We start from the raw sequence: 12,649 nt of genomic DNA on the forward strand, positions 1-12,649 counted from the left end.
GATGCCGACACAGCAACTGGCTACATCCTCGGTGCTGCGTACGAGAAACCAGAGATTGCGCTCCGCGTTGCACTAACATACACATCTGAATTGGAGTTTTCCCACGTCACTCACTTGACTGGCGTGCCTGATGCAGCAGTTGCTCCAACAGAGTACACGATGCCACAGACGCTGACTTTAGATTTCCAGTCCGGCGTCGCAGCAAACACATTGGTCTTCGGTCAGGTTCGCTACTCTGAGAACTCCGCTATCAACATTAACAGCGCGTTCTACCCAGCGAACCCATTGATCGGCTTCGATGATGACTCAATCTCGTACAAGATCGGTGTTGGACGTCGCTTTACTGATGAACTCGCAGGCTCGATCTCCATCAGTTACGAGAAAGCAAACGGCGGCGAAGCGAGCAACCTCGCTCCGACTGACGGCTCCATCGGCATCCAGATCGGTGGCTCATATGACATGGGCAACGGAATGGAGATCTCCGGCGGTGTTGGCTACACTATGGTTGGCGACGCAGACACAAGCATCGCAAGCTTCTCCGACAACAGCGCGATCGGCGTTGGTGTTAAGGTCGGCTACTCTTTCTAAAGAGTTTTACCTACGAATTAGAAAGCCCCGGTCATTTTTGCTGGGGCTTTTTTGTTAGAGGGTCGCGAGCACTGCTGTTGCGGCTCTCAGTCCCGGAGCCTCACCACCCCTTCCAAGCCGCTCCATCGTCAGGTCCATAGCGTCGTTTTGAGTGTTGGGCGATGCGAGGACGTCCAAAAGCCCCTTTGCGATGTTGTCTGGTGTGCAGTCTGCGCCGATGAATTCCGGCACAGCGCGGGTTTCGGAAACGAGGTTGACCAACGTCACTGTATCCACCTTGAGCATGCGAGAGATGATCACGCGGCTGAGCCATTTCATGTCGTAGGCAATGACCATCGGCGTCTGTGCGGCGGCGAGTTCGAGCGAAACCGTCCCCGAAGCAGCCAAAGCAACATCGGCAGCTTTGAAAGCCACGCGCTTGTTCGGGTCGTTAGGGGCGATAAGATGAACGTTTGCGCTCCATCGGGCCGTGTTATCGCGAACCTGTTCGTAAACGGGCGCAGCACACGGTACGACGATCTGTGCATCTATGTGGTGCGCGGTGACTTTGGACAATGCGCCGCCAAACCGATCAGACAGACGCGCGACTTCCCCCTTTCGCGAGCCCGGCAGCGCAAGGATCAAAGGGTCACCTTCTGTCAAACCAAGGGACGCTCTATACGCAGCGGCCTCAGCCGCGCTTGCAACAGGTTCAGCCACAATCGGATGGCCAACAAAATCACATCCCATGCCCTCGGCCGTCATCAACGGTGGCTCAAAAGGAAACAGCGCCAGAACATGGTCGATGTATCTCGCCATCTTCGCCGCACGGCCGGAGCGCCACGCCCAAACGGTCGGTGCAACGCAGTGGATGGTTTTGATATTGGATGCCCCTTTCACAAGCCGCGCCACCCGCAGGCAGAAATCTGGGCTGTCGATGGTGATGAGGACGTCAGGCTGCTGCGCAACGATCGCATCCGCCGTTTCACGGATACGTGCCTTGAGCGCCCGATATTTCGGCAAAATCTCCACCAGCCCCATGAGGCTGAGTTCCGTCATCGGGAAGCGACTGGTCAGACCCTCAGCCTCCATCAGCGGACCACCAACGCCAGAAAACTCAACATCCGTCAGGGATTTCAGTCCACACATCAGCGCACCGCCGAGCTTGTCGCCGGACACTTCTCCCGCGATCAGGAAAACCTTCAGTCCCATGACCGAACCCAGAGAAACAACCCTTCAGCGTCGAGGATTTGACAGACCCGCAGCAGGTCGAGCACCATTACACCACCCTCTTCCACCACGATGCCGGCCAGCCCAATCGCAGCCACATTGCGGGCGGTCTCAGGACCAATGACAGGAAGGTCCGCGCGGCGATCTTGGTGCGGCTTGGGGCCTTTGAAAAGAATCCCGCCCTTTGCAGTTCCCGCTTGACCGGAGAGCCAGTCTGCAGCGGAGGACACGAGATCATCGACAAATTCCAACGGACCCAAATCCGCGCCAGCATCTTTGGAGGACATGAACCGGCGCATCATAGCGTCAGTGCCGTCCGGTCCTTCCTCCGCCAACACCTTACCGTCTTTGACGATACAAGCTTGGCCACTGTCCGCGGCACCCATCTGTTGCAGTGTCTTGTCACCAACACGCGCGTTCTCTTCCGCCTGCGCATTTGGAAGGGCCTTGGTCAAAATGCCTTCGGGGGGTAGCAAATTAGGGAGGAGTTCCGCAGCGCCGATGACCGTCAGGTCATGCTCCTCAAAAATCTTGATGATCTCGCGCAAAGTGCCATCGTCGCCCATGGCGAGCGCCGCTTGCAGACGCGGCACCAGCGGCATCGTCATCTCATCAATCGCACTTGGATCAATGGGCATCCGCCGCACGGCGCCTGCCATACACACCTGTATCACACCGCGCGTCTTGAGCTCGGCAAGAAAGCTGCCAAGCTGTTCGATCCGGAAAACGACTTGCGGTGCGATTTCAGGCGTGAACCCGTCCAAAGCACAGACAAGTGGCGCTGGTCCTTGCTGCGACAACCTGCGGAAAAGCGTAGCAGGAAGGTTTCCGGTGCCTGCAATAATCGCAAGCATCAGCGCGGCGTCAAGAAGTTGCGGTCTGTGTTGCCAAGGATGAAATCTACCATCTGCTGGACGTAGGGGCTTTTGACCTCATCTTTGAGGCGCTCCGCCCGATCGTGAAAGGTGCCTTCGCCATCCTTCAACGCTTGGAACGCCGCCCGTAGAGCGGTGATATCAGTCCGCGCGACACCACGCCGCTTGAGACCCACGAGATTCAACCCATCCAACACACCGCGCGGCCCCATGACCAAGCCATGCGGCACCACATCGTTCGTCACCATTGACAGCGCGCCAATGATCGCACCCTGCCCAATCCGCACAAACTGATGAACGCCACACAAACCCCCGACGATCACGTCGTCCTCCAAGATGCAATGTCCGGCTATGGCGCTGGAGTTTACGACAATCACACGATTGCCAATGTACGCATCATGGGCAATGTGACAGCCGGCCATAAAGAGGCCGTCGTCACCAATCTTGGTCAGGCCACCGCCACCAGCGGTGCCCGAGTTGATCGTTACATGTTCCCGAATGCGGTTGCGCGCGCCGATCTCAAGTCGCGTTTCTTCGCCGTCAAATTTGAGGTCTTGCGGTATTTCCCCAATCACGGCGAACGAAAAGGCAGTCGTTTCGTCTCCAATAGAGGTATTTCCGTCAATCACGACATGGCTTTTGAGTGTCACGCCTTTGCCCAGCTTCACCTGGGGTCCGATCACACAGAACGGGCCGATCGAACATCCTGCCCCAATGTCGGCGCCGTCGGCAATGATTGCGCTGGGGTGAATCTCTCTCATGCGTTTTGCATATCCATCATCGCGGCAAACTCACCTTCAGCGGCGAGCTCGCCTTCAACTGTCGCCACACCTTTGAAGCGCCAGACCTTGCCACCTGGCTTGCCGCGGGTTGTTTCGATCTTCATCTCAAGCACATCGCCCGGAATCACTTTGCGGCGGAATTTGCAGCCGTCGATCGACATGAAATAGATCAGCAGGTTGCCTTCGGTAAGGCCCATCGTCGTGCCCACCATCACCGCCGCTGTCTGTGCCATCGCTTCAATGATCGTGACGCCCGGCATGATGGGCGTGCCCGGGAAGTGCCCTTGGAAGTGAGGCTCATTCATCGTGACGTTCTTGATACCGATGGCCGAAGACGTTCCATCAATGCTGTGCACCTTATCTACCAAAAGGAATGGATAGCGATGCGGGATGATCTTTTGAATAAGGTGAATATCGGCTTTGGTCGGTGCGCCCATGATCTTGTCTTTCTTAGTGCCTGTTAGTGTTGACTAGCAAGGCCAAGCCAGCCGAGCAAGCCTATCACTCCGCCTGCTCTTCAGCCTGCTGTGTGAGTGCGTTGAGGCGTGCGATCACATCATTGGTGATATCGACACTGGAGCGGGCAAGATAGATCGAGCGACCATCCAGAACGACCGCCCCACCCCGTTCCAACATCACCTGACCGATAACATCGCGCACCTGAGCGTTGAACTGCGCCTGAGCCGATTGCTGCATTTGCGCAATCTCAACTTCCTTGGCGTCCCGCTCCGCTCGGATAGATTGGACCTTCTGGTCAAAAGCCTGCGCAGCGGCACGAAAATCCTCTACGCTCATCTGCTCGCGCTGCTCGGTCAGGGCGCGTTCTTCGGCTTCAAGCTCGATCCGAAGCCTGTCATTCTCTTGCTGCGCGTCACGGGCAACACGATCAAGGTCCGCTTTGATCCTCTGACCAAGGATCGAATTGGAAAACAGCAGTTCAAGATTGACGACCAACACATGCTGATCTGTCGCCGTGCCATTTGAGGACTGCGCCGATGCACCTTGAGCCCCCATCAGGGCTACAAGGCAGAGCGCAGTGGCGCGAATGAGCTGTTGCATTAGAAGCTGGTCGAGATCGTAACGTCGAAGTTTTTGGCTATGTCCTCGGACTGCATGTCGATCGGCTCGGAGAAGTTGAAACGCAGTGGGCCGAGCGGCGTGCGCCAGAACAAGGACACACCTGCGACGGTCCGAGCGGTGTAGTCGTTGTAAAGAACTTCAGCGCCGTAGTCGTTGCCAATATCCCAGACTGAGCCGTGGTCGACGAACAAGCCACCCGAAATGCCGTATTCCTCAGGCAAGCCGAGCGGGAATTCAGCTTCCAGCCGCGCCACGGCAAATTTGTTGCCGCCCAAAGCATCGCCGGAATCTGCGTCGCGTGGGCCAATACCCCCAGCCTCGAACCCGCGCATGATGCGGCTGCCAAGGAAGAACCTGTCCGTCACGCGGCTGTTGTTGTCCGCAAAGTTCAGGGAGCCGCCTTCGATCGTTGCACGAAGAGTGATTTCTTCATTGAAAACCTTCACCTCTGCAGCAGCGAGCGCTGTGGTTTTGATAAAGTCAGAGTCGCCGACCCCAAACTCCTGACCGAAGCGAAGCAGAACACCAGCATTTGGGTTCAGACCCGTCCGACGTGTGTCATAGCTGTACGTGTAGCCCACCGCATTGGTAACGACGGCACCACGGGCGGCTTCATTCGCGATCACGATACTTGCGTCCGGATCAACGTCGGTGATGTCAGTTGATCCCAATTCATAGGAGACGCTCAAACGGCCATTGTCGGAAACGGGGAACGCAATGCTGGGACGGAAGCTGAACGTTTCCGTGTCATAGAGCGCGTTTTCGTTGTCTGTTGTGCGGTAATCAAGGCTAGAGGCAAAGCGCAGGTCGCGGCCAAGGAACCGTGGCTCTGCAAAGTCGAAGGATAAGACGCGGTTGTTTTCGCTGGTAGAAACTTGGAAGTTCAACGACTGGCCCCGACCAAGAAAGTTGAGCTGTTTGTAGGTCGCCAGCAAACCAAAGCCAGTGTCCGAATTGTAGTTGGCACCGAATGAGAGCGAGCCTGTGGGGGCTTCGACGACATCAACATCGACGATCACTTGCTGTTCGGTCGACCCTGTGCGTGCGTTCACCTCCGCATTGGCGAACAAGCCCAAAGCACGGATCCGTTCGGCAGAGCGGCGGATTTCACGCGGATTGAATGGGTCCCCTTCAACAGTCGTGAACTGATTGCGAATGACGCGGTCAAGAGTGGTGCTGTTGCCTTCAATGTCGATGCGTTCGACAAAGATGCGCTCGCCCCGAACCAATGCGAACTCGACGTCCAATGACAAATCGCGGTCGTTTCTGCTGACGCGCGGCTCGACACGGACAAATCTAATGCCCTGCTGTGTCGCCAACCGCTCCAGCCGCGAGATATCATTTTCCAAAGCAACCGGCGTGTAGACCGATCCCGGACGGGTCTTTGTGACCCCTTGGAATTCTGCGGCATCCGCCTCTGCAATGTCAGACGCAACACTTATGTTGCCGAAAGTATATTGCTGCCCCTCTTGAACATTAAAGGTAATGAGGAAGGCATCCCGTTCTCGCGTCAACGCGGCATCGACGTTCAAAACCTGAAAATCGACGTATCCACGAGCTTGGTAAAAATCGGTCAAGAGTTGCCGGTCGAGCGCGATGCGGTCACGGACGAATGTGTCCCGACCAACGAGCACCCGGAGGAAACCTGCTTGCTTTGTTTCAAGAACGCGGCGCAAGCGGCGCTCGGAATAGCTGCGGTTGCCGACAAAGGAAATGCGCTCAATCTCTGTCACGCCCGCTTCGTTGACTTCGAATACCAGATCAACACGGTTGTCAGGTCGTTCGATGATCTTTGGCGTCACGGCAACGTTGATGCGGCCCCTGTCGACGTAAACTTCGGTTATAGCCGCAACATCACGCTCCGCCTGTGCGGGACTGTAGACGCGGCGGGGCTGAGATTGAACAACCGCCAAAAGATCGGTATCACGCACCTGATCGTTACCTTCAACGTTGATCCGGTTGATTGTTGGACGCTCCACCACTGTGATAGCCAAAGTACTGCCGCGTGGGGTGACATCGACACTGGAAAAGAGCCCTGAGGCGCGGATGTTTTGGATCGCTGTGTTAAGCTCCCCTGCGGTCACTGTTTGACCGCGGCTGATTCCCGCAAGCGTCAGGATTGTTCCGTCTTCAACGCGCAAGTTGCCGTCGACGGAAACGTTGGAAAACGTGAAGCTTTGCGCTGATGCAGTTTGACCCGCAAGGGTCGAAATACAAAGAATAAAAACTGAAAAGTGCAGACGTGATATGCTTGAAAGTCGCGCCAAGGCGCGTCCTAGAAAAGAGGTCATTTTGTGCCTTATTTCTTTATATTCCCCAGATGTCGTTGAACGTATCGGCTGAATAAGGGGATGTCAAAACGAAGAAGCGCACCAAATGAAACGCTTGCAAGGCTTTGCTCGTGCTTTTGAAGCGGTCTTAAATGAGGGCGATATCTGCGCCCAAATACAGCGCGCCGATCACGACGCCTGTGCAAATGATCCGGTCCCAATTCAGACGCATCAGGACGGTGAATCCTTTGTAACCTGCGGCGATTGTTTGCATCGGTTTTCTCCTTAATGGGAAAAAGATACCGCCCAATTAGGGCAAAAGTGTGACAGATTGCGATTTATGGGCACAAAACAAGGTCGTTTAGCAGGGCAAACACCATTAGCGAGCCGATGAGCGCAAGCCCCGAAAACATCAAAACCTGTAGCGCCATTCCATCCGGCTTGCGTCGTGTCACCGCCTCATATGCGTAGAACACCAGATGGCCACCGTCCAGAACCGGAACTGGGAACAGATTGAAGAGCCCAATCGCTGCGGAGATCATCCCAATGAAGAGGATGTAGCTCCCCGCGCCTTGCGACGCCATCGATCCGCTGGCCTGTGCAATCGCAACAGGACCAGAAATATTGCAACTTGAGATGCCACCCGTGATGACCTCCCACAATCCGTTGAGCGACATCTTGATGGTGAACCAAAGACGATCGAAGCCAAATGTCACAGACTCCCAAACTCCAACACTTTCGCGCTGCTGCTCAAAAAAGTATTCGCCACCGATCCCGATCATCCAACGGGTTTCAAACGTCCCATCGGGCAATGGGTTGTCGACGCGACGAGGTGAAAGTTCAACTTCGATAATCTCACCTTCCCGCCAAACATCGAGCAGGATGGGCGCGCCTTCGACCGCTTCAACCGCCGTGACAATGTCGGCAAATGCGTAGGTTGGCACGCGGTCCACTGCCACAATAACATCGTCGATCTTGAGCTTGGCGTCATCTGCGGCCGACCGCGGGAAAAGCCGATCAACACGGGGCACCAACAGGTTGGGCCCGTTGACTTCCATTTCCACGCCGTCCCGCACAACAACATAGGTCCGCTGCGGAGACGTCGGCAGATCATCGACGCTGTCCTCGCCCGACAAGCCAATCAGGATCCCATCGACGGAGACAACCTCATCCCCCGGCAGAAGTTCCGATTCAAAACCAGCAGGCAGATCAAACGCTTGTTCGAAAATCACCTTTTCTGTCGTTTGCCCCTGCGCCAGCGTGTAGCCTGCGAAGATCAGGACCGCGAGGATGAAATTTGCCACCGGACCCGCAACCACCGTGGCCAACCGCGCCCAAAGCGGTGCATCCATCATCGTACGGCGCGCCTCCTCTGGCGGAAGGTTTTCGACACCGCCAACACTGACCGCGTTCTTGTCACCTGCAAATTTGACAAAGCCCCCAAACGGGATCGCCGCGAGCTGCCACTTGGTCCCGCGTTTGTCGACACGGGACGCCAGAACAGGCCCGAACCCCACGGAAAACACATCCGCGTCAATGCTACACCAACGGCCGACGATGTAGTGACCGTATTCATGGACCGCGACAATCACGGAAAGAGCGACAACAAAGACAACGAGGGTGTAGGCACTGTTGCCGGTCATCGTCAGGAGTTGAGAAAGATCCAAAGCAGAGGTCCTTAACTTGATGCATCTCGGCGAGCTACGCCTGTTTTCGTGCTGTACCTAATACGAATTAGACAATTTGCAGCTAGCCCTGTGCTAACATTTTGTTTCGTTGGTGAATGTGTTTTGGCGGATACCGTCAGAATGCCAGGATTTCACCGTTGAGAAGTCCTAAAAGTCCCAATCCCAAGAAGACACCCAGCATCGCATCAAACCGGTCAAGGATGCCGCCATGTCCTGGGATGAGGTCGGAGCTGTCTTTAATCCCAGCGCGCCGTTTCAACGCGCTGACCGTGATATCACCCATTTGACCAGCAAAGGCGATCAAGACTGAGACCAAAATAGCAATCGGCTGCGCATATCCGAGGAGATAGAAAACGGTACCAACAATCGCAGCACCTACCCAGCCCGCTATTGTCCCGCTCCATGTTTTCTTGGGGCTGATCCGCGGCCAGAACTTTGGCCCGCCGAGCATCTTGCCAAAGATATACCCCAGCGTGTCAGAGGCGATAATCACCAAGATCACCCAGAAAATCCAAATAACACCATACGCGTTGCGAAAATCAGCAAGTGCGAAGGTGGCAAATCCAATAGCCAGAGAAAAAAGCAAGAATAACAAAGGCATCCGGCAAATTATTAAAGTGCCACCAATAGGAACGATCAAGAAGAGCTCGATCCGCAACATGCCAATCGAATCCTGCTGAAAAGAGAAGATTGCAGCGGATAAAACGCCAAGCGCGACAGCGACGTTGGGCAGACTTGGCGCGCATATGCGAGCGAGTTCCCAAATGGCGAGACCCGCGACGAAAGCCACCATGATCTCAAACCAAATCCCGCCAGCAAAGAGCACACTCAGCCCGACTACCAGAATGACAGCGGCAGACATCAATCTGACGCGAAGGTCAGACCATTTTCTTGAGGTCGTCGAGGTGTTTTCCATGCCTAGGCAATGACTGCGCCAAAGCGTCGCTCACGCGAGCCATAGGACGATACAATCTCTCCGAAATCATCGGCACAAAAATCTGGCCACAAAATCGGAGTAAATTCATATTCCGCGTATGCAGACTGCCAGAGGAGGAAGTTTGAAATCCGTGCCTCGCCACTTGTGCGTATAACAAGATCAGGGTCCGGCAAAACATGTGTATCCAGAAACCCAGAGAGCGTCTCCGCATCCACATCATTGTGGCTCAGCCGACCCTGCTCAACCTCATAGGCCAAACGTTTGGCCGCGCGGGTGACTTCATCTCGTCCACCGTAATTCAAGGCGATTGTGAGGTGCACTTTGTCATTGCCAGCAGTCAGAAGCTCAAGATTGTCCATGAGCGCGACCAGCTTCTCATCCAGCTTGATCCGATCGCCAATGAACCGGACACGCACGCCATCTTCCAGCAAAGCCCGCGCTTCGCGTTCGATATAGCGCCGAAAGAGACGCATCAGCCCGGCCACTTCCGCCTGCGTGCGCTTCCAATTCTCTGTCGAGAAGGCAAAAATCGTCAGGTATTTCACGCCATAGTCTGGGCAACATTCCACAATTTCACGGACCCGCTTGACCCCTGCGTGGTGACCAAAGAGCCGCGGCTTGCCCCGCTGTTGGGCCCACCTACCGTTGCCGTCCATAATAATGGCAACGTGGTTGGGTTCTATTTTTTCCATCTTGGTCATGAACGACCTTTCAATTGGAACAGGTTACACCTGCATAATTTCTTCCTGTTTAATATCAAGTGTTTGATCAACGACCTTAATGTGAGCGTCGGTGAGATCCTGAACCTCGTCTTCCCAGAATTTCTGGTCATCTTCGGACAGGCCGTCAGCTTTGGCTTTCTTAATCTGATCCATGCCGTCTTTGCGCAGGTTCCGGATGGAAACCCGTGCAGACTCAGCATATTGCGCCGCAACCTTGCCCAGCTCGCGGCGGCGTTCCTCGTTCAACTCTGGGATTGGCAGCATAATTATCGTGCCGTTAAGCTGTGGGTTGATGCCAAGACCGCTCTCGCGGATCGCCTTTTCGACCTTCCCAACAAGACCCTTGTCCCAAACATTGACCGTAACCATACGAGGTTCCGGCACGTTGACGGTTCCGACTTGGTTGATCGGTGTCATAGAGCCGTAGGCATCTACCATGACCGGCTCTAACATAGCACCAGATGCACGTCCCGTCCGCAAAGACGCCAATTCCGTGCGCAAATTGCTGATGGCACCTTCCATACGGCGGGTCAGGTCATCGGTATCAAGCTCAAAATCGTCAGCCATGTCTTCTGCTCTGTCTTCTGGGCGGTTGCGCCCCGTTTAGTCCCCGTTTAGGCGAAAACCTCACCTTTGTATAGCGCAGCTCTGCCCCAAAGATGCAGCAGGCTTTGCGCGAAGGCCGATACGTCAGCGGTATCTCACCTAATCATGAACAAACGTATACGTTCCGTCGCCGGCCAAGATGCCACGGAACCCGCCGGGTTCATCGAGGCTGAAGACGACAATCGGAAGGTGGTTGTCACGGGCAAGCGCGATGGCGGAGGCGTCCATCACACCAAGGTGCTTTTGCAGCACTTCGTCATAGCTGATTTGGTCAAACCGCACCGCATCATCATGTTTTGCGGGGTCTTTGTCATAAACACCATCGACTTTGGTGCCTTTGAAGATCGCTTCGCACTTCATTTCGTTGGCGCGGAGCGTGGCGGCTGTATCGGTCGTGAAATAGGGGTTGCCGGTACCAGCGGCAAAGATGCAAACACGCTTCTTTTCAAGATGGCGCACCGCACGGCGACGAATGTAGGGTTCGCACACCTGATCCATTGGAATGGCAGAAATAACGCGGGTGTGGATACCCAGACCTTCCAGCGCGGATTGCATCGCAAGCGCGTTCATCACCGTGGCCAACATGCCCATATAGTCGGCTGTTGTCCGCTCCATCCCCTGCGCGCTGCCTTGCAATCCGCGAAAGATATTGCCCCCGCCGATAACCATGCAAATCTCGACACCCATGTCGTGAACGGTCTTCACCTCGCGGGCAATGCGCTCAACAGTTGGTGGATGAAGCCCGAAACCGGTGTCGCCAATCAGGGCCTCGCCCGATATCTTCAGCATAACCCGTTGGTAGGTGGTTTCAGATGTCGCGCTCATAGGGCCCCCACGGTATATGCTTTCATTGCTGCGCAAAATGTCGGAATGATGCGGAAAGTTCAATGGTCTGAATTTTGGGCGATTTGCCTGAATTGACCAAGAAATGCCAAAAACTGATTGGATCGTCTGACTTCACATGACGCTTGAAATTCCGTCTGACAAACACGTTCTGATTGCTGGGCCAACGGCATCGGGAAAATCTGCATTGGCGCTGATGATTGCCGAGGCACAGGGCGGTCTCATTGTAAATGCGGATGCACTACAGGTGTATGATGGCTGGCGGATTGTCACGGCGCGACCTGACGACGCTGACCTCGCACGTTGCCCTCACCTGCTCTACGGGCATGTGGCATACGATCAGCCCTATTCGGTGGGTGATTGGCTGCGTGAGGTGGAGCCCTTTTTGGATAAACGGCTGATCATTGTTGGCGGCACCGGTCTCTATTTTACGGCGCTCACAGAAGGCTTGGCTGCCATCCCTGAGACTCCAACTGATGTACGGCGGCGGGGAAATGACCTCACCCTCACCGAATTACTGAATGGTATTGATGTGGAGACTCGCGCCCGGATCGACATTCAAAACCGCGCACGGGTTAAGCGGGCTTGGGAAGTGTTGACAGCGACGGGACGGTCTCTGGCGGAATGGCAAGATGACACCCCGCCCCCATTGCTGCCTTTGACCAATACGGTGCCGATCCTGTTAAATGCGCCCAAGGGCTGGTTGACGCCGCGCATAGAACAAAGATTTGCGATGATGTTAGACCAAGGTGCGCTTGCGGAAGCAGAAGCCATGCTCCCCACCTGGGACCAAACGCACCCGTCATCGAAAGCCATTGGCGCGCCAGAATTGATTGCCCATCTCAAAGGGGAGCTTTCGCTCGACGACGCAAGAGACGCGACCGTAATTGCGACCCGTCAATATGCCAAGCGGCAGCGGACTTGGTTCCGTAAACGCATGGCCAATTGGCACCAGATCGATCTGTCATCCACAGCTTTATCCACAGCCATCACGCTTTTGTAACGATAATTCAGTTGTTTTTGTGCAAGCGCAGGGTCTATCGTTGTGT

General features: G+C 55.2%; 13 protein-coding genes and 1 pseudogene. 2 read left to right on the forward strand and 12 right to left on the reverse strand.

Going from position 1 to position 12,649, the window contains the following annotated elements:
• A pseudogene (locus ACTF5F_RS12670) lies at nt 1-588 on the forward strand (hypothetical protein); the annotation flags it as partial.
• A 54-nt stretch (nt 589-642) separates the two neighbouring features.
• On the opposite strand, the gene lpxB reads toward ACTF5F_RS12670, so the two are convergent.
• From lpxB to pyrH, 12 genes are all read right to left on the reverse strand, one after another.
• Nucleotides 643-1,779 (reverse strand): lipid-A-disaccharide synthase, encoded by a 1,137-nt coding sequence (lpxB, locus tag ACTF5F_RS12675; RefSeq protein WP_438957236.1) that lies wholly within the window; start codon nt 1,777-1,779, stop codon nt 643-645.
• Nucleotides 1,770-2,651, reverse strand: a complete 882-nt coding sequence (locus ACTF5F_RS12680; RefSeq protein ID WP_438957237.1) for an LpxI family protein — start codon at nt 2,649-2,651, stop codon at nt 1,770-1,772. The genes lpxB and ACTF5F_RS12680 overlap by 10 nt, the downstream gene beginning before the upstream one ends.
• Nucleotides 2,651-3,433, reverse strand: coding sequence for an acyl-ACP--UDP-N-acetylglucosamine O-acyltransferase (gene lpxA, locus ACTF5F_RS12685; RefSeq protein WP_438957238.1), 783 nt, complete (start codon nt 3,431-3,433; stop codon nt 2,651-2,653). The genes ACTF5F_RS12680 and lpxA overlap by 1 nt, the downstream gene beginning before the upstream one ends.
• On the reverse strand, nt 3,430-3,891 hold the full coding sequence (fabZ, locus tag ACTF5F_RS12690; RefSeq protein WP_438957239.1) for a 3-hydroxyacyl-ACP dehydratase FabZ: 462 nt from the start codon (nt 3,889-3,891) through the stop codon (nt 3,430-3,432). Before fabZ ends, lpxA begins: the two co-directional genes overlap by 4 nt.
• Before the next feature lie 64 nt (nt 3,892-3,955).
• Nucleotides 3,956-4,513, reverse strand: a complete 558-nt coding sequence (locus ACTF5F_RS12695) for an OmpH family outer membrane protein (protein WP_438957240.1) — start codon at nt 4,511-4,513, stop codon at nt 3,956-3,958.
• Nucleotides 4,513-6,825 carry an outer membrane protein assembly factor BamA gene (gene bamA, locus ACTF5F_RS12700; protein ID WP_438957241.1) on the reverse strand — a complete coding sequence of 771 codons (2,313 nt, stop codon included), beginning with the start codon at nt 6,823-6,825 and terminating at the stop codon, nt 4,513-4,515. Before bamA ends, ACTF5F_RS12695 begins: the two co-directional genes overlap by 1 nt.
• Nucleotides 6,826-6,952: 127 nt before the next feature.
• Entirely contained in the window at nt 6,953-7,078 is a 126-nt protein-coding gene (locus tag ACTF5F_RS12705; protein ID WP_438957242.1) for a hypothetical protein, read from the reverse strand.
• 64 nt (nt 7,079-7,142) lie between these two features.
• Nucleotides 7,143-8,471: an RIP metalloprotease RseP gene (gene rseP / locus ACTF5F_RS12710; RefSeq protein WP_438957243.1), complete on the reverse strand. Its 1,329-nt coding sequence runs from the start codon at nt 8,469-8,471 to the stop codon at nt 7,143-7,145.
• A 136-nt stretch (nt 8,472-8,607) separates the two neighbouring features.
• On the reverse strand, nt 8,608-9,354 hold the full coding sequence (locus ACTF5F_RS12715) for a phosphatidate cytidylyltransferase (RefSeq protein WP_438957244.1): 747 nt from the start codon (nt 9,352-9,354) through the stop codon (nt 8,608-8,610).
• 56 nt (nt 9,355-9,410) lie between these two features.
• On the reverse strand, nt 9,411-10,130 hold the full coding sequence (gene uppS, locus ACTF5F_RS12720; protein WP_438957245.1) for a polyprenyl diphosphate synthase: 720 nt from the start codon (nt 10,128-10,130) through the stop codon (nt 9,411-9,413).
• Nucleotides 10,131-10,154: 24 nt separating this feature from the next.
• Nucleotides 10,155-10,718, reverse strand: coding sequence for a ribosome recycling factor (gene frr / locus ACTF5F_RS12725; protein WP_438957246.1), 564 nt, complete (start codon nt 10,716-10,718; stop codon nt 10,155-10,157).
• A gap of 138 nt (nt 10,719-10,856) precedes the next feature.
• Nucleotides 10,857-11,582, reverse strand: a complete 726-nt coding sequence (gene pyrH / locus ACTF5F_RS12730) for a UMP kinase (RefSeq protein ID WP_438957247.1) — start codon at nt 11,580-11,582, stop codon at nt 10,857-10,859.
• A gap of 136 nt (nt 11,583-11,718) precedes the next feature.
• Between pyrH and miaA the strand changes: the two genes are divergently transcribed.
• Nucleotides 11,719-12,603 carry a tRNA (adenosine(37)-N6)-dimethylallyltransferase MiaA gene (miaA, locus tag ACTF5F_RS12735; RefSeq protein WP_438957248.1) on the forward strand — a complete coding sequence of 295 codons (885 nt, stop codon included), beginning with the start codon at nt 11,719-11,721 and terminating at the stop codon, nt 12,601-12,603.
• Nucleotides 12,604-12,649: the final 46 nt, after the last annotated feature.

This window comes from Cognatiyoonia sp. (assembly GCF_965661665.1).
GTDB lineage: Bacteria > Pseudomonadota > Alphaproteobacteria > Rhodobacterales > Rhodobacteraceae > Cognatiyoonia.